This is a genomic window from Streptomyces sp. NBC_01017 (genome assembly GCF_045162795.1).
GTDB lineage: Bacteria > Actinomycetota > Actinomycetes > Streptomycetales > Streptomycetaceae > Streptomyces > Streptomyces machairae.
The window spans coordinates 2,081,576-2,097,354 of record NZ_CP108683.1 but is presented as its reverse complement, the minus strand read 5'-3'; the positions used below and the strand labels follow the sequence as shown (position 1 = coordinate 2,097,354).

At 70.9% G+C, this 15,779-nt stretch carries 15 protein-coding genes; 7 read left to right on the top strand and 8 right to left on the bottom strand.

Going from position 1 to position 15,779, the window contains the following annotated elements; genetic code table 11:
- Positions 1–10 precede the first annotated feature (10 nt).
- Positions 11–874, top strand: coding sequence for an Fpg/Nei family DNA glycosylase (locus OG331_RS09790; RefSeq protein WP_406194031.1), 864 nt, complete (start codon positions 11–13; stop codon positions 872–874).
- A 52-nt stretch (positions 875–926) separates the two neighbouring features.
- Here the strand turns inward: OG331_RS09790 and OG331_RS09785 are convergent, their stop codons facing one another.
- The 3 genes from OG331_RS09785 to OG331_RS09775 form a co-directional block, all read right to left on the bottom strand.
- A complete protein-coding gene (locus OG331_RS09785) occupies positions 927–1,580 on the bottom strand; it encodes a zf-HC2 domain-containing protein (protein ID WP_406194029.1) in 654 nt (217 codons plus the stop codon).
- A 151-nt stretch (positions 1,581–1,731) separates the two neighbouring features.
- Positions 1,732–2,247: a hypothetical protein gene (locus tag OG331_RS09780; RefSeq protein WP_406194027.1), complete on the bottom strand. Its 516-nt coding sequence runs from the start codon at positions 2,245–2,247 to the stop codon at positions 1,732–1,734.
- A 146-nt stretch (positions 2,248–2,393) separates the two neighbouring features.
- Positions 2,394–2,939 carry a sigma-70 family RNA polymerase sigma factor gene (locus OG331_RS09775; protein ID WP_406194025.1) on the bottom strand — a complete coding sequence of 182 codons (546 nt, stop codon included), beginning with the start codon at positions 2,937–2,939 and terminating at the stop codon, positions 2,394–2,396.
- 212 nt (positions 2,940–3,151) lie between these two features.
- On the opposite strand from OG331_RS09775, the gene OG331_RS09770 reads away from it, so the two are divergent.
- Entirely contained in the window at positions 3,152–4,300 is a 1,149-nt protein-coding gene (locus tag OG331_RS09770) for a CapA family protein (RefSeq protein ID WP_406194023.1), read from the top strand.
- A 10-nt stretch (positions 4,301–4,310) separates the two neighbouring features.
- Here OG331_RS09770 and OG331_RS09765 read toward each other — a convergent pair whose 3' ends face one another.
- Positions 4,311–4,790 (bottom strand): MarR family winged helix-turn-helix transcriptional regulator, encoded by a 480-nt coding sequence (locus tag OG331_RS09765; protein WP_406194021.1) that lies wholly within the window; start codon positions 4,788–4,790, stop codon positions 4,311–4,313.
- A gap of 57 nt (positions 4,791–4,847) precedes the next feature.
- Here OG331_RS09765 and OG331_RS09760 point away from each other — a divergent pair, with 57 nt between their 5' ends.
- Positions 4,848–5,663 (top strand): alpha/beta fold hydrolase, encoded by an 816-nt coding sequence (locus tag OG331_RS09760; RefSeq protein ID WP_406194019.1) that lies wholly within the window; start codon positions 4,848–4,850, stop codon positions 5,661–5,663.
- A gap of 182 nt (positions 5,664–5,845) precedes the next feature.
- Here OG331_RS09760 and OG331_RS09755 read toward each other — a convergent pair whose 3' ends face one another.
- Positions 5,846–6,307 carry a universal stress protein gene (locus tag OG331_RS09755; RefSeq protein WP_362383468.1) on the bottom strand — a complete coding sequence of 154 codons (462 nt, stop codon included), beginning with the start codon at positions 6,305–6,307 and terminating at the stop codon, positions 5,846–5,848.
- An 88-nt stretch (positions 6,308–6,395) separates the two neighbouring features.
- Here OG331_RS09755 and lysX point away from each other — a divergent pair, with 88 nt between their 5' ends.
- Together lysX and OG331_RS09745 are read left to right on the top strand one after the other, a co-directional pair.
- Positions 6,396–9,674 carry a bifunctional lysylphosphatidylglycerol synthetase/lysine--tRNA ligase LysX gene (gene lysX, locus OG331_RS09750; RefSeq protein ID WP_406194017.1) on the top strand — a complete coding sequence of 1,093 codons (3,279 nt, stop codon included), beginning with the start codon at positions 6,396–6,398 and terminating at the stop codon, positions 9,672–9,674.
- A 102-nt stretch (positions 9,675–9,776) separates the two neighbouring features.
- Positions 9,777–10,631: a polysaccharide deacetylase family protein gene (locus OG331_RS09745; protein ID WP_406194015.1), complete on the top strand. Its 855-nt coding sequence runs from the start codon at positions 9,777–9,779 to the stop codon at positions 10,629–10,631.
- 27 nt (positions 10,632–10,658) lie between these two features.
- Here OG331_RS09745 and OG331_RS09740 read toward each other — a convergent pair whose 3' ends face one another.
- Positions 10,659–11,339, bottom strand: a complete 681-nt coding sequence (locus tag OG331_RS09740; RefSeq protein ID WP_406194013.1) for a class F sortase — start codon at positions 11,337–11,339, stop codon at positions 10,659–10,661.
- A 329-nt stretch (positions 11,340–11,668) separates the two neighbouring features.
- On the opposite strand from OG331_RS09740, the gene OG331_RS09735 reads away from it, so the two are divergent.
- The gene (locus tag OG331_RS09735) at positions 11,669–12,163 is read left to right on the top strand and encodes a hypothetical protein (protein ID WP_363036702.1); all 495 of its coding nucleotides are present in this window, start codon (positions 11,669–11,671) and stop codon (positions 12,161–12,163) included.
- Between the two features lie 172 nt (positions 12,164–12,335).
- Here the strand turns inward: OG331_RS09735 and OG331_RS09730 are convergent, their stop codons facing one another.
- On the bottom strand, positions 12,336–12,845 hold the full coding sequence (locus OG331_RS09730; protein ID WP_406194011.1) for a hypothetical protein: 510 nt from the start codon (positions 12,843–12,845) through the stop codon (positions 12,336–12,338).
- 256 nt (positions 12,846–13,101) lie between these two features.
- Entirely contained in the window at positions 13,102–13,866 is a 765-nt protein-coding gene (locus OG331_RS09725) for a hypothetical protein (protein ID WP_406194009.1), read from the bottom strand.
- An 874-nt stretch (positions 13,867–14,740) separates the two neighbouring features.
- Between OG331_RS09725 and OG331_RS09720 the strand changes: the two genes are divergently transcribed.
- Complete coding sequence (locus OG331_RS09720) at positions 14,741–15,727, top strand: SCO0930 family lipoprotein (RefSeq protein ID WP_406194007.1); 987 nt, start codon at positions 14,741–14,743, stop codon at positions 15,725–15,727.
- Positions 15,728–15,779: the final 52 nt, after the last annotated feature.

The window sequence follows — 15,779 nt, the reverse complement described above, 5'->3', positions numbered from 1 at the left end:
CTCTGGACGTATGCCGGAACTCCCCGAGGTCGAAGCGCTCAAGGACTTCCTGACCGAGAACCTGGTCGGCCACGAGGTTGTGAGGGTGCTGCCCGTCGCGATCAGCGTCCTGAAGACGTACCACCCGCCGGTCACCGCCGTCGAGGGGCACGAGGTCACCGCGGTGCACCGCTACGGCAAGTTCCTCGACCTGGTCACAGCCGGCGGCCCCCACCTGGTGACCCACCTCGCCCGCGCGGGCTGGCTCCACTGGAAGGACGAGCTCCCCAGCGGGATGCCCCGCCCCGGCAAGGGTCCGCTCGCGCTGCGCGTGGCCCTGGAGACCGGCGCGGGCTTCGACCTCACGGAGGCCGGAACCCAAAAGCGCCTCGCTGTGTATGTCGTGGGCGACCCCCAGGAGGTCCCGGGCATCGCGCGCCTCGGCCCGGACCCGCTCGCCGACGAATTCGACGAGACGCGCCTCGCGGCCCTGCTCAAGGACGAGCGCCGCCAACTCAAGGGCGCCCTGCGCGACCAGAGCCTGATCGCCGGGGTCGGCAACGCCTACAGCGACGAGATCCTGCACGTGGCGAAGATGTCCCCGTTCAAGCTGGCGGCCTCCCTGACACCCGAGGAGACGGGCACGCTGTACGAGGCCCTGCGGACGACCCTCACCGAGGCGGTCGAGCGCTCGCGCGGGGTGGCGGCCGGCCGGCTGAAGGCCGAGAAGAAGAGCGGCCTGCGTGTCCACGGCCGCACCGGAGAGCCCTGCCCGGTGTGCGGCGACACCATCCGCGAGGTCTCCTTCAGCGACTCCTCGCTCCAGTACTGCCCGACCTGCCAGACGGGCGGGAAACCGCTGGCGGACCGCAGACTGTCGCGCCTGCTGAAGTAGCCGGAACGGAACAGGCCGCAGCGGGCCTGAAGTCAGCCGGCGGAACCACGGCTCACCGGGGCTTGAGCGTCACCAGGTGTTCTCCGTCCGCCGTTCTCACCTCGTAGCGGGCGACCTCGTCCATGTGCATCGCCGAGGCACCCGTCATGGTGTTCTCCGCGGTGTCGTGGTCGCCGGCCTGCCAGCTGGTGACGGTCTCCTCGGTGCCGTCCCGGCCGACGGCGATCAGATGACAGGGGCGCGACCCCGCGCCGTCCTTCACCTTCAGCTCCACCTGGCTGCCGTAGCCCTCGTTCTCGGTGGTGACCTGCGCCCACACACCCGAACGGGCGTCGGTCGCCTCGACCACCTGTGCGGCACTGTCGTCGCCGCTCGCCATCACCGCGACTCCGGGTCCGGCCAGGGCGATCACCACCGATGCCGCCACGGCGTACAGCGTGCGCCGGCGCCGGGCGCGGTGGCGGACCGCCACCGTTTCGAGCAGCCGGTTCAGCATCTGCGGGCCCGGCTTGGCCATGGGGTGCACGAACTGGGGCGTGGACCGCCGGTACAGCATCAACTGGCGGGTGATGGGCCCGAACTCGGTCACGTGTGCCGCACAGCGGGGGCACTCCATGAGGTGGTCCTCGAAGCGGAAAGCCTCCGCCTCGTTCAGCACGCCGAGCGCGTACGCGGCGACGTCGCGATGCCTCTCCAGGGACCTCATGCCGAATCCTCGTGCCGTTGGGTGTGGGGTGTGTTACTCCTTGCGCCCACTGGTACGCACCAGGCAGTCGAATCACTCAAGGCCGCTACCGAATCGCAACCAAAGGATTCGTAGCGGCCGGGGCCGAGGATTGGTCCGAGAAGAAAACAACTTAAAAAAGATGGATGGCGAGGTGCCCGAGCGGCAGCCCGAGCTGCCACGCCGGCGTCCACACCTTCGGCCCGTCGTCCTCACCGACCAGCGCTCCGCCGCCCGGCACCGCGTTCAGATCGGGCGCGAGCAGCTCGGTCTCCTGCAGCCAGCGCCAGGCCGCCTCAGCGAGCTCCAGGTCGGGCGCGGGCCCGCCCGACTCGACGGCCTCGGCCGCCAGGCCCGCCATGCGCTCGCGCACCCAGTCCTGCCACGGCTGGTCGTAGGCCGTGAGCGACAGCCAGGTCTCCAGCTGGGTGACGACCCGGATGCCGGAGAGCTCGCCGTCGGTGTCGGACAGATAGATCGTGAGCGCCAGGGCATCGCGCCCGGCACGGAACTCGAAGGACGTCGGCGGCATGAGATCGCCGGTCCGCAGCAGCTCGTCGGCAATGTACTCGGCGTACAACCACGCCATGGGGACGGTCAGTTCACCGCCACCGGTGCCGTCCGTGCTCTCTTGACCTCTGTGCAGCATCCCTTCCTGCCTTCCTCCGGTGAGTGCGTCGCCCTACCCCGGGGCCCTGGGCTCTTGCCCAATCCGGAACACGGATGAGGACAGCCGATTACTCAACCGGGGTGTTCAGCAAGGCGCTTTACGGAGGTTTGACTAAGCCATTGGTTTCACCGCAGGTCGGCCGCATATCCAGGAAGCACCCGGCGCAGGGCGCGCAGCGCGTAGTACGCGCGGGACTTCACCGTACCGGGCGGGATTCCGAGGGTCTGAGCGGCTTCCGCAACACTCGCCCCTTGGAAGTACACCAGCACCAGAACTTCACGGTGCTCCGGAGTGAGTGTCTTCACAGCATCGCGCACATCGAGCATCTCCGCGGCCCGCTCGGCGTGATCGGAGATCACCCGTGCGTTCTCCAGAATCGCGTCGCCGACCTCCGGCGGCCGGGCCTGCCGGGCCCGCCGCGCGTCGATCGCGAGCCGCCGCCCGACGGTCATCAGCCACGGCCGCACGGAGTCGAATTCGTCGGCGCGCAGGGCCTCGGGATGCTGCCAGGCGCGCACCAGCGTCTCCTGGACGAGGTCCTCGGCACGCTGCCGGTCGCCGTCGCAGAGCCGGAGCAGGAGCGCGAAGAGGGGCCGGCCGTGCTCGCGCTGCAGCGCTGCGAGCTCGTGCTCGGCGGTCGTCCCGTTCGTGAGGGTGATTCCGGCCGTCATGGCCGTATGGCATCGCAGGTACCTGTTCCGGGACAGGGCACGCACACGGATCTGCGGCGGACGGTCGATCGCGTCGGCGAACGGTTCGGTGAACGGTTCCTTCCGCCTATGGGACGCGCGCCGGACGGCCTAATGAAAGTGGCCGGATTGTTTGCGGACGGGTAGGGCTTCGTACCTATTGATGCGTATATACGACCACGAGGGGTGAGCCGATGATCGCACGCAGTCGAGTTGTGGCCCTCGCTGCGACCGCCGTTCTCGCCGCAGGCGCCGCCTGCCAGGCCCACAGCCGGGACGCTCCGGGGAACCCGGGCCCCGCCGTCAAGGAGCCCCGTGGCTTCACGCTCGTGGCCTCCGGGGACGTCCTCCCGCACAGCGCGATCATCGAACGCGCCCGCTTCGACTCGGGCGGCTCCGGATACGACTTCCGCCCGATGCTCGCCGGCGTCGAACCCGTGGTCTCGGGCGCCGATCTGGCGCTGTGTCACATGGAGACCGTCTACGGCGAGAACGGCGAGTACACCGGCTACCCCCGGTTCAAGTCCCCGCCGGAGGTCGCGCGGGGTCTCGCGGCCACCGGTTACGACGGCTGCTCCACCGCCTCCGACCACAGCCTCGACGACGGCGCCGCCGGCATCCTGCGCACCCTGAACGCCCTCGACCGGGCGAAGGTGCGGCACGCGGGAACGGCGCGCACCGAGGCCGAGGCGCGCACCGTGACCGTGCTGCGCGCGGGGGCGGCCAAGGTCGCCCACCTCGCGTACACCTACGGCGTCAACGGCTTCCCGCTTCCGTCGGGGCAGCCCTGGGCGGTCAACATGACCGACCAGACCAAGATCCTCGCGGATGCCCGGGCCGCCCGGAAGGCGGGCGCCGACGTGGTCGTCGTATCGCTGCACTGGGGCACCGAGTGGCAGGACGCGCCCGACGGCCAGCAGTTGGCCCTGTCCCGCGAGCTCACGGCCGCCCGCACCGCAGGCCGCCCCGACATCGACCTGATCCTCGGCACCCACGCCTATGTGCCGCAGGCGTACGAGAAGGTCAACGGCACCTGGGTGGTCTACGGCATGGGCAACCAGATCGCCGGCGCGATGTACAACGACCGGGGCGTGCAGGACCCGCGCGGCAATCAGTCCACCCTCGCCCGCTTCACCTTCAAGCCGCCGGCCCGCAAGGGCGCTCGCTGGCAGGTGGCCAAGGCCGAGTTCGTGCCCCAGCTGTTCGACATCGACGCCGGCCGTGTGATCGACCTCAACCGGGCGCTCGCCAAGGGCGCCGACGTGCGCGGCGTGCGGGACCGGATCCGGGACGTCGTGCTGAGCCGGGGGGCGGGCAAGGACGGGCTGGTGATGGCGGAGTAGGCGGGTGGGGTCAGTCGATGTCGACGTGGTCGAAGGTCCGCACCATCTCCGTCAGCACGCGCACGCACGCCCGCACCTCGGCGTCGGTCAGACTCCCGCCCACCTGCCGGTTGAGGGTGTGCTCCCGGGCGAGGACGGCCGCGATGACGTCCCTGCCCTGCTCGGTCAGCCGGATCAGCGACGAGCGCTGGTGCGCGGGGTTCGGGATGAGCTCCACCCAGCCGCGGGCCGCCGCGTCGTTGACCATGCGCTGCACGAACTGTCGGCTCAGTGCCTGGGCCCGGCCCATCTGCGGCACCGTCATGGGCCCGTGCTGCCGGAGCAGATTGAGGACCGCCCGTACCCCGGCGGACACCCCCTCCACCGGTTCGCCCTGTTCGACCTTGCGTGCGGCGAACCGGTAGAGGGGGCCCACCAGGTCGAAGACCTCGGTGAGGCGGCGGCCGAGTTCGTCGGGAGGGAGAGGGAGGGGTGCGTCGGCGTGAGTCACGCGTCCATCATGACACCTCAGTTGTCAAAACCCTGAAAAGATGACACCTTGGTTGTCATGACAGTTGCTTCGGAACTGAGCACTTTCGCGTCCGCCGACGGCGACCTCGCCTACCTCGACAGTGGTTCAGGGGACCTCGTGGTCCTCCTCCACTCCGGGTACGTCGACCACCGGGTCTTCCACCCCCAGATCCCGGCCCTCGCCGCCGAGTACCGGGTGGTCGCCCTGGACCTACGCGGCCACGGGGCCTCCGCCAACGCGTCCATGCCCTTCCGCTGGGCCGACGACGTGGCTGCCCTGCTGCGCCACCTCGATGCCGGGCCCGCGATCCTCGTCGGCGTCTCGATGGGCGGGCTGGCCGCCACCAACACGGTGCTGGAGCACCCGGAACTCATCCGTGCGGTGGTCACCTGCGGCGCCGCGACCGGGGAGTTCCAGTACACGGACGCCTGGACCCGCGCGCTCCAGGCCGAGATGGCGGGCAAGCTGGCCGCGGGGGATGCCGAAGGCTGGCTCGACGCCTTCATGAAGGTCGTACCCGGCGAGCACCGGAGCCTGTCCGACGTCGACCAGGACATCCTGCGCCTGATGCGGGACATGGCCGGCAACACCCTCTCGAAGCACACGCCCGGTGAGAAGGACTGGTTCGTGCCCGTGACCGACACCTTCGCCCGGGCATCGGAGATCGCCGTCCCGCTGCTCACCCTCAACGGCGGCCTGGAACCCGCCGACATGCTCGCCGCGGCCGAGCGACTCGCCGCCACCGTCCGGGACGGCCGCGCCGAGGTCATCGAAGGCGTCGGCCACTACCCGAACCTGGAGAAGCCGGAGACCTTCAACCGGATCCTGTCCGAGTTCCTGCACACGCTCTGACGCGCCCTCATCCGGCGGCGGAGCAACCGAGACCGTTCGCCGTCGGCGACTCCGGCGCGATCCGCAGCCACCCGGCCCCGCCCCCCCCGCCGCGCCGGATCGCCGTACAGACAGCCGACGAAGCGCTCGTCCCGCCGCCCCTCCGTTACTACGGCACCACCGTTACTACGGCACCACCGTCACTACGGCACCACCGTCACCGGCCACCGCCCCGCCTTGACCAACCGCACCGCGACGGAACCGACGATCCGGTGCCCGGCCTGCTCCGAGGCGCCCACCACCACGGCGTCCGCCCTCAGGTCGTCCGCCGCCTTCACCAGGCCGTTGTAGGGGTCGCCGGGGAAGGTGTGGAACTCCCAGCGGACGTCGAATATCCCCTTCACCCGCTCGGTCGCGTCCCTGATCTGGGCGATCAGGTCCTCGGCGATCTCGTCGGTGGTCTCCGCGACCGGCGCCCCGAGGGCCGCGCCCGCCGACATCACCGGCTGCACGTACACGACGGCGAGCAGCGCGTGCTGCCGTCGGGCGAGGCCACCGGCGTAGGCCGCGGCGCGGAGCGAGGAGTCGGAGCCGTCCACCCCGACCACGATGACCTTGGGCCCGTCAGTGCCCCGCTCGAACTGGTGCGAGTGCTGTTCCGTCACGGCACGGAGGCTATCGGAAGCCGCTGGTCCCGCCGTCGGGCAGGCCGCTCGACGGGCGAGGAGGCCGCGGGCTTCCTAGAGTCGGAGCATGAGTGCCACCGTGGAGGTCACCCGCGAGAAGGGTGCCACGGGCCCGATACGGTCGCCCCGGAACGGCTTCCTGCACAGGGTGCCGGAAGGATTCGCGACCTTTTTCGGCGCCCTGGGACTGCTCTGCGCCCTACTGGCCGTCATCCCGCCGCTGCGCACCGCGCTCCGCCCGGTCGTGCGCGGCCTCGACCAGATCATCGTCCCCGTCAGCGCCAACCTCGCCTACGCCGTCTTCCTCTTCCTGCTCGCCGCCGCGACAGCGGCCCGCAAGAAGATCGCCTGGTGGCTGGTGGTCGTCTACCTCGGGCTGCTGGTCCTGAGCGACCTGATCGGCACGATCTTCGGCGACTACGCCGACTCCGTCCCCTCCCTGATCGTCTGCGCCCTCGCCCTGGGCCTGCTGATCGTCGCCCGCAAGGAGTTCTACGCCGCCTCCCGCCGCGCCGCCGTACGCCGGGCCCTCGGCGTCCTGGTCGCCGGGCTGGCCGTCGGAATCCTCATCGGCTGGGGGCTGGTCGAACTGTTCCCCGGCACGCTGCCGCAGAGTCAGCGGCTGGCGTGGGCCGCCGACCGGGTCTGCGGCGGCCTCGTCTCCGGCGCCTCCTACGACGGACGCCCGCCCCGCCCGCTGTTCTTCGTGCTCGGACTGTTCGGCGCGATCGCCCTGCTGAACGCCGCCGCGACGCTGTTCCGCTCGCAGCGCATGGAGGCCGCCCTGCACGACGACGAGGAGGCCCGCATCCGCGCCCTCCTCAAGGCCTACGGCGGCCAGGACTCCCTCGGCTACTTCGCCACCCGGCGCGACAAGGCGGTCGTCTTCTCGCCCAGCGGCAAGGCCGCCGTCACCTATCGCGTCGAGGCCGGCGTGTGCCTCGCCAGCGGAGACCCGGTCGGCGACCGGGAGGCCTGGCCGCGCGCCATCGCCGTATGGCTGGACGTGGCCCGCCGGCACGCCTGGGCGCCCGCCGCGATGGGCGCCTCCGAGGACGGCGCCAAGGCCTACGCGCGCGCCGGGCTCGGCGCCCTCCAACTCGGTGACGAGGCGATCCTTCAGGTGTCGGACTTCGACCTCGACGGCCGCGACATGCGGGTCACCCGGCAGGCCGTGCACCGGGTCCGCCGCACCGGCGCCCACTGCCGCATCCGCCGCCACTCCACCCTCACCGAGGGGGAGATGGAGGAGCTGATCGCCAAGGCCGACGCCTGGCGCGACACCGAGACCGAACGCGGCTTCTCCATGGCCCTGGACCGCCTCGGCGACCCGGCCGACGGCGACTGTCTCTTCGTGGAGGCCCTCGGCGAGGACGGCGAGCTGCTCGCGCTGCTCTCCTACGTGCCCTGGGGCAGGGACGGCATCTCCCTGGACCTGATGCGCCGGGACCGTGGCGCCCCCAACGGCGTCATGGAGTTCATGGTCGCCGACCTGTGCGAGGCGGCACCGAAGATGGGCATCCGCAGGATCTCGCTGAACTTCGCCGTGTTCCGCTCCGTCTTCGAAGAGGGCGCCCGCATCGGCGCCGGACCCGTGCTGCGGCTATGGCGCCGCCTGCTGCTGTTCTTCTCCAAGTGGTGGCAGCTGGAGGCCCTGTACCGCTCCAACGCCAAATACCAGCCGCAGTGGTTCCCACGGTTCATCTGCTACGGCGAAGCCGCCTCCCTCGCCCGCATCGGCACGGCGTCCGCCATCGCCGAGGGCTTCGTCTCCGTACCGTCGCTGCACCAACTCCGCAGAAAGGGGCACCCGCGAGGCGGACCGCGGCCCGCGACCACCGAAGGACTGCCCTCGCTGGCGGCGCTCGGCCTCGACGGAGGGGACGAGGCCGGGGCGGCCGGGCCGGATGCGGGCCTGCCCGAGCAGGTCCGCATCCGGCACCACACCCTCGACCGGCTGCGCGCCGACGGCGTCGACCCCTACCCGGTCGGCATCCCGGTCCGCACCCACGCACTGGCCCACGTCCACAAGGGCGAACAGGTCACCGTCGCCGGCCGGATCATGCTCGTACGCGACTTCGGCGGCATCGTCTTCGCCGTGCTGCGCGACTGGTCCGGCGACCACCAGCTCGCCCTCACCCGCAAGGACTCCGGCGCCGCCCTCGACCGCTTCACCGCCGACACCGACATCGGCGACCTCATCAGCGCCACCGGCCTGGCCGGCGTCAGCGACAAGGGCGAACCGACCGTCTTCGTCACCTCCTGGCAGCTCATCGGCAAGTGCCTGCGCCCGCTGCCCGACAAACGCCGCGGCCTTGCCGACCCCGAGGCCAAGGTCCGCATGCGCTACCTCGACCTGGTCTCCAGCCCCGCCGCCCGCGACGTGGTCCGGGCCCGCTCCACCGCCATCCAGGCGGTGCGCCAGGGCCTGCTGCAACGCGGCTTCCTGGAGGTCGAGACGCCGGTGCTGCAGCAGATCCACGGCGGCGCCAACGCCCGCCCGTTCACCACCCACATCAATGCCTACGACCTCGACCTCTATCTGCGCATCGCCCCCGAGCTGTATCTCAAGCGGCTGTGCGTCGGCGGCGTGGAGAAGGTCTTCGAGATGGGCCGCACCTTCCGCAACGAGGGCGTCGACTACAAGCACAACCCCGAGTTCACGATCCTGGAGGCCTACCAGGCGTACGCCGACTACGACGTGATGCTCGACCTCGTCCGCGAACTGATCCAGGGCGCCGCCACCGCGGCCTTCGGCTCGCCGGTCGCCCGCAAGGACGGCACGGAGCACGACATCTCGGGGCAGTGGCCGGTCAAGACGGTGTACGGCGCGATCTCCGAGGCGCTGGGGGAGGAGATCGACCCCGACACGGAACTGCTCCGGCTGCACCGGTACTGCGATCGCGTGGGCGTGCCGTACACGGCCGACGACGGCCATGGCGACGTCGTTCTGGAGATGTACGAGCGGCTCGTCGAGGAGAAGACCCAGCTGCCGACCTTCTACAAGGACTTCCCGACCGATGTCTCCCCGCTGACCCGCCAGCACCGCACCGACCCGCGTCTCGCCGAGCGCTGGGACCTCGTCGCCTTCGGCACCGAACTCGGCACCGCCTACTCCGAACTCACCGACCCCGTCGAGCAGCGCCGCCGCCTCACCGCCCAGTCCCTGCTCGCCGCCGGGGGAGACCCCGAGGCGATGGAACTCGACGAGGACTTCCTGGACGCCCTCGAGTACGCCATGCCGCCCACCGGAGGCCTCGGCATCGGCGTGGACCGCCTGGTCATGTTCCTCACCGGCCTGACGATCCGTGAGACCCTGCCGTTCCCCCTGGTCCGCCGCCGCTGACGGCGCCCCGCAGACCTGAGGGCTGCGCCGGGCGGGTGTTTTCGTACCGCCGTACCGGTGTCGCACTGGTGCGTCGGTCCCTCATCGGGCGACTGATGAGTCATGACGAAGGATCAGGTGCCCCCACGTCTGCTCACGCGTCGCCGCGCGCTGCTCGCCGGTGCCGCCGCCGTCACAGCCGCCGGCACGGCCGGAGTGTTCGCGAAGGTCGCGGGCGACACCGACAAGCCGGTCCGCACCGCCGCCCCGGCCGCGGGCGCACAGGCGCGGCCCGCGCTCAAGCCCTCCAGCTACCGCCTCCAGCCCCTGACGGGATACGGCCCTCCCCGGGTGGCGCCCCGCCGGACCCTCATCCGGCGCGAACCCCTGCTCAGCGTGTCCGGACGCGGCCGCACCATGGTGCTGACCTTCGACGACGGTCCCGACCCCCGCTACACGCCGCACATCCTGGACACCCTGCGCGAGTACGACGTCCGCGCGATGTTCTTCGTGTGCGGCGAGATGGCCGCCGCGAACGGGGACCTCCTCGCGCGGATGGCCGACGAGGGCCACGTCGTCGGCAACCACACCTGGTCCCACCCGCTGCTCACCCGTCTCAGCACCCGCCGGATCCGCGAGGAGATGGAACGCACCAGCGACGTCATCGAGGACACCTACGGCGAACGCCCCGTCTGGTTCCGCGCCCCCTACGGCGCCTGGAACCGCACCGCCTTCCGGCTCGGCGCCGAGCTGGGCATGGACCCGCTGGCCTGGACCGTCGACACCCTCGACTGGACCGCCCCCGGCACCCGCACGATCGTCGACCGCGTCGGGAACGGCGCCGCCCCCGGCGTCGTGGTGCTCTCGCACGACGCCGGGGGCGACCGCTCCCAGAGCGTCCGGGCACTGCGCGCCTATCTGCCGCAGCTCCTGGACTCCGGGTATTTCGTCACCGTCCCGGAACGGCACTATGCGTGACGGCTTTCGCCCGCCCGGCGAGGATGCTCAGCGCACCTCGACCAGGCTGGCGAAAGCAACGACGTTCCCGTCGTAACCGTTCTGCTGGGAGAAACCGCCGCCGCAGGTGATGACCCGCAATTCGGCACTCCCCTTCGAGGCGTAGACCCGGTCGCCGGGAAAGTTGTTCTTCTCGAACACCTCGATGCCGTAGATCTCGAAAACAGCCGTCTTTCCGTCCTTGCGGACGATCTCGACGCGATTTCCCTTCTGCAGGCCCCCGAGTCCGTAGAACACGGCGGGGCCCTGGCTGTTGTCGACATGGCCGACGACCACCGCGGTGCCCTTCTCGCCCGGAGACACCGAACCGCTGAACCAGCCCGCCAGGTTGGGGTCCTCCGGCGGTGGCGCGCCGACCCAGCCGTCCACGTCCAGACCGACCGGGATCATCGGCGCGTCCACCTGGATGCCGGGAATCCTGACGCGGTCCGGCAGGGCGTACGGCAGCGGCTGCGCGGCCCCGGCGAAGAGGCCCCCGGGCACCCGGGTGTCAGCGGCGGCCGCCGAGGCGGGCTGCGGCGGCCCCTCGTCGAACTCGCCCGAGCCGTTGCGAACGAGCGCGAGGCCGGTCAGCAGAACCAGCGCTATCACTCCCCAAGGAGCACGCTTCTTCCGCCGCTCCTCCTCTTCGGCGAGTTCGGCCAGTTCGGCCAGCTCGGACGCAGACATTCGACTACCCCTCTCGACGCGGCCGTCGCCCCGTCATTCGCGCATATCTGAACGCTAAGTCCCGCGTGCGAAAGCGGCGACGGGGCAGATACGAACGGGTGGCCCGCTCCTTGCGGTGCGCCATCCGAGTTTCCGCCCACAGGAAAATTCTGACGGTGCGTGACCTGCGGCAATTCAGCTTGTGAGGTTATCCGTCGGCGTGTCGTCTCACCAGGACGGACCATCGCCGAAATGCGGCCCGGGGCACGGCATCTGAGGGTCTTTCTGGGAGGCGCTTTCTCGCCGATCGACCGGGGACGGTTCCCGGGGCGTCTTCCGCGGAGGATCACATGCGTACCACTCGTGCCATGGCGGCCGCTGCCACCGCGGTAGCCGCTCTCAGCCTTGCCGCCCCCGCGGCCGTCGCGCGGGACGGCATGCCGTCCGGACCGAGCAATATCGTCGTCCTGCCCAACGTCATCGCCCGTGGCGGGCAGATCACCATCACGGTCGACAACTGCCCGAGAGGCGGCACCGCGACCTCGGACGCCTTCCGGCCCACCCACCTGAGCACGGTGCGCGGGAGCAACACCGCCAGGGGCACGGCCACGGTCAACAGGAACGCGCGGCCGGGTTCCCACAGCGTCACGGTCACCTGCGACTCCAGGACGCTGACCAACCCGACTGCCTTCACCGTCATCGGGGGCGTCCAGGGCGGTCTCGGCGGCAGCAGCTCCACCGGCGCGACCCCGACCGACATGGCCATCGGCGGCGGGCTCATCGCCGTGGCCCTCGTCGGTGGCGGCGTGTTCTGGATGCGGCGCCGCGCGGAGAAGCGGATCTGACCCGCGGGCCCGTCGGAGCGGGATCGCACGCCCACAGGCCTTCACCCCGGCCCCCTTGCGGGATCCGGGGCGAAGGCCTGTGCGGGTGAGGGGGTACCCCGCAACCCGCACAGCCCGGCGACCCACACAGGCCGACCTGTTGGTGTCACAGGCCCGACAGCTGACGGTGACGTCAGGCGCCGTCCTCGTCCGTGCGGCGTCGGGAGAGGTGGTACGCCGTGCCGAGCGCGGCCGTGATGAGGGCGGCGCCCAGGGCGACCTCCTTGAGGTCCAGCCCGGCGAGAGTGCCGCCCCCGCCCGCGTGGGCGCCCTTCTGCGGGTGATCCGGCCGCAGCGGTTCCGGCCGGCCGCCCGCGATGGTGAGGTCGACCGTCTGCCAGAACGTGCCGCAGTAGAAGGACACCTCGTACACGGCACCGGGCCTGGCGTCCCGGTCGACCGTGGCCCTGGCCGTCGTCCGCCCCCGGGGGATGGTGATCGTGTCGAAGACCGCGGACGCCACGGTCACGCCCTGCTCGCAGCCGGTCGCGCGCAGCCTGACCTCTCCGCCCGGCGCGACGGTGGTGGGTACGACCCTGGCCCAGAAACCGGAGTTGTCGCCGCTCGCGTGGGCGGCGGGGGCGGTCATGGTGAGGGCGCCGAGGCCCAGCAGGGCGGCCGAAGCGACACGTATCGCGCGCATGGTGGGTCCTCCGGGTTCCCCGAGGAGCAGCTGCGGACCTTCTTCCGCTCGCGCCGGAAATGCACCTCGATGAGCGAAACGCTAGGAAGGGAGCGCGCACCTGCGCGATCGCTGTCGTGCGAATGGGGCAACCCTGTGAGCCGCCCGGGGGACGTTCGCTCCCGCGACCGGGGGACGTGCCCGGCGTGGCGGCCCTGCCCGGCTCGGCGCCGCTGCTCCGCCGCCGTCCCCCGGCGCTCCGTCAGGTGAGGACCTGTCAGTCCTTGGCCTGGGGGAAGAGTTCGAGGAACGGTTCCGCCGACGCCGTGACCCCACGGCTGTACGGCGCGTCGAAGTCCCAGATGAGGAAGAGCAGGAAGGCGATCAGGGCGGAGAACAGCCCGGCGAGGACCAGTTCGCGGGGGGTGCGCCGGATCTGCAGCGCGAAGATCATCCCAATGGTGACGACGCCGCCGGCGATCAGCCCGAACCACACCACGCCCGGCATCGTCTCCCCGGTCGAGTTCGCGCGGGCGTTGCGCGCCTGGTCGGCGGCGGTCACCTGGTCGAGGAGCGGCTGGTAGGCCTGCGCCTCGAAGTCCGTCCTCGGCTCGTAGTCGGTGACGTCCTCGCGGACGCGCTGCAGGAGCTCGGTGCCGCGCTCGGTCATCCGCCCGTCGTCGGCCATCGTCTTCCACTCGGTGGTGACGACGTGTCCGACATAGGAGTTGACATCCTCCCGAATGCGGTCGCGGATGTCGGCCGGATAAATCCGCACCCGTTCCGAGATCTCGTGCAGCGCCACGGCCTCCGCCTGGACGTGGTCCTGGGCGGCGCTACGGCCCTCCCACACTCCCGCGATGGCAAGGCCCAGGACGATGGCGTACACCACGCCGATCCACATCGTCATGTACTCGATGACGTCCGGGGTCTCGGAGGGATCCTCGTCGTCCGGCGCGGTGCGGTGCCGGACGACGGTGATGATGACCACCACGGCGCAGGCGGCCAGCATCGCGAGGGTGAGAACAAGCCATTCCGGCAAGGGATGCCTCCAGGGTCAGCGCGGACGCAGTGCGGCGACGGCGACGATCGCCGGTACCGCGATGAGCAGGACGAAAATGAGCGGCGACGGGGCGCTGTGCGCCGGCCGCCGGTGTTGGGTGGCCCGATAGGGCGGGTAGTGCACCGGCGCGACGGACGGACTCGGGGTGGGCTTGGCCGACGACTTCGGCGTGGGAGTCGGGGCCGGTGGGGGCGGCGGCGTGGGGGTCGACCGCGGGCGGGGCGGCGCGGGCCGAGGAGCCGGGGGCGCCGGGGGAGGCGGGGGCGGCGGAGGCGGCGGCTCGGGTCTCGGAGTGGGCGTGGGTTTCGGCTCTGGCGTGGGAGTGGGGTCCGGAGAGGGCGACGGCGTGGGCGTCGGGGTGGGAGTCGGTGTCGGCGTCGGCGACGGGCACTGCGGGGGAGTGGGCCAGGTGAGGCTCCCCGCGACCGCCACCGCCCTCGCACCGTCCGGGCCGGTGTCGGCATACGCGCAGGCGGTTGCCCCCGCCACACCGGCCGGCGCCGACACCAGCAGCCAGGTCAGCGTCAGCACCGTCAACGCCCTTGTGGTGAGCGTGGATTGGATCGGTTCGAGTCCATGCACGACGAAGATCCTGAGCCCCGCGCGCGTGGCGACAGGCCCAAGAGTGAGAGGAATGCCCCGAACGGGCGATGGATGCCCCACGAAAGGTTTGATCAGCGGACGAGGGCGTAACCGCTGAGGCGCACGCGCGTGCGACGCGAGGCGGTTTTCACAGCTTCCGGAAAGAAATTTGTGCGCCGGTTGAACACGAGAGTGGCTTTCGTGCGTACCTCTTGTCGTGCGGCGGCGCAGCAGGGCGCTGCAACACCCTTGTGATTATGGGGAGTTGACGATGAAGACCTCGTGGCGGAGCGCCTCGCTCGTGGTGAGCGCCGTTGCAGTGCTGGCGCTGACGACGGCCTGTGGGCAGGAAACGGCCCCGCCGGCGAGCCAGAACGTCGGTGCCACGGCCGCGGCCGGTGATTACGGAACCGCTGGTACGGGCCTTGGGAACGGCACCGGTTACGACTCGGGCGCGGCGGGCCAGGAGAGCGCCGCCACCAAGCCCTCCTCCGCCGGTGAGCTGGCCGTTTCCACCAACCAGGAACTCGGCAAGGTGCTGACCGACAGCTCCGGTCTGACGCTGTACCGCTTCGACAAGGACACCGCCGAGCCGCCCAAGTCGAGCTGCGACGGCGACTGCGCCAAGAAGTGGCCGCCGGTCCCCGCGGACGACGCCACGGCCGGCGCCGGCATCGACAAGGCGCTGCTCGGCTCGGTCACCCGGGCCGACGGCACGAAGCAGCTGACGGTCGACGGCTGGCCGGCGTACCGCTTTGCGAAGGACACCAACGCCGGTGACGTCAACGGTCAGGGTGTCGGCGGCACTTGGTACGCGCTCGCGCCCGACGGCAAGAAGGCGCAGGGCGGTGCGGGTGCCGAGGCGGGCGATCTGCCCGGTCTGTCCACCCGCGAGGACTCGAAGCTCGGCGAGATCGTCATCGACAAGAACGGCCACACGGTCTACCGCTTCATGAAGGACTCGCCCTGGCCGATGAAGACGGCGTGCACCGGCGAGTGCCTGGAGAAGTGGCCGGTCATCGCGCCGGTCGGCGCCGAGGACACCGAGGGCATCGATCTGAAGGGGTCCGGTCCCAGGGGGCAGGGTTACGTGGTCTTCGACCGGCCCGACGGGATCAAGCAGCAGACCATCGACTGCGTACCGATCTACACCTTCGCCGGTGACAAGAAGCCCGGCGACACCAACGGTCAGGGCGTCGGCGGCACTTGGTTCGCCATCCGCCCCGACGGCAAGCCGGTCGGCGCGTCCGAGCAGTAAAAAGATCACACCTCCCCAGGGTTGATCGCCTCACCCAGTCGAGTTCCGACCA

What these genes read in the sequence shown, in the direction of transcription:
- OG331_RS09790 (WP_406194031.1), top strand. Translation starts at nt 11, where the DNA reads ATGCCGGAACTCCCCGAGGTCGAAGCGCTCAAGGACTTCCTGACCGAG.
- OG331_RS09785 (WP_406194029.1), bottom strand. Translation starts at nt 1,580, where the DNA reads ATGAGGTCCCTGGAGAGGCATCGCGACGTCGCCGCGTACGCGCTCGGC.
- OG331_RS09780 (WP_406194027.1), bottom strand. Translation starts at nt 2,247, where the DNA reads ATGCTGCACAGAGGTCAAGAGAGCACGGACGGCACCGGTGGCGGTGAA.
- OG331_RS09775 (WP_406194025.1), bottom strand. Translation starts at nt 2,939, where the DNA reads ATGACGGCCGGAATCACCCTCACGAACGGGACGACCGCCGAGCACGAG.
- OG331_RS09770 (WP_406194023.1), top strand. Translation starts at nt 3,152, where the DNA reads ATGATCGCACGCAGTCGAGTTGTGGCCCTCGCTGCGACCGCCGTTCTC.
- OG331_RS09760 (WP_406194019.1), top strand. Translation starts at nt 4,848, where the DNA reads ATGACAGTTGCTTCGGAACTGAGCACTTTCGCGTCCGCCGACGGCGAC.
- lysX (WP_406194017.1), top strand. Translation starts at nt 6,396, where the DNA reads ATGAGTGCCACCGTGGAGGTCACCCGCGAGAAGGGTGCCACGGGCCCG.
- OG331_RS09745 (WP_406194015.1), top strand. Translation starts at nt 9,777, where the DNA reads ATGACGAAGGATCAGGTGCCCCCACGTCTGCTCACGCGTCGCCGCGCG.
- OG331_RS09740 (WP_406194013.1), bottom strand. Translation starts at nt 11,339, where the DNA reads ATGTCTGCGTCCGAGCTGGCCGAACTGGCCGAACTCGCCGAAGAGGAG.
- OG331_RS09735 (WP_363036702.1), top strand. Translation starts at nt 11,669, where the DNA reads ATGCGTACCACTCGTGCCATGGCGGCCGCTGCCACCGCGGTAGCCGCT.
- OG331_RS09730 (WP_406194011.1), bottom strand. Translation starts at nt 12,845, where the DNA reads ATGCGCGCGATACGTGTCGCTTCGGCCGCCCTGCTGGGCCTCGGCGCC.
- OG331_RS09720 (WP_406194007.1), top strand. Translation starts at nt 14,741, where the DNA reads ATGAAGACCTCGTGGCGGAGCGCCTCGCTCGTGGTGAGCGCCGTTGCA.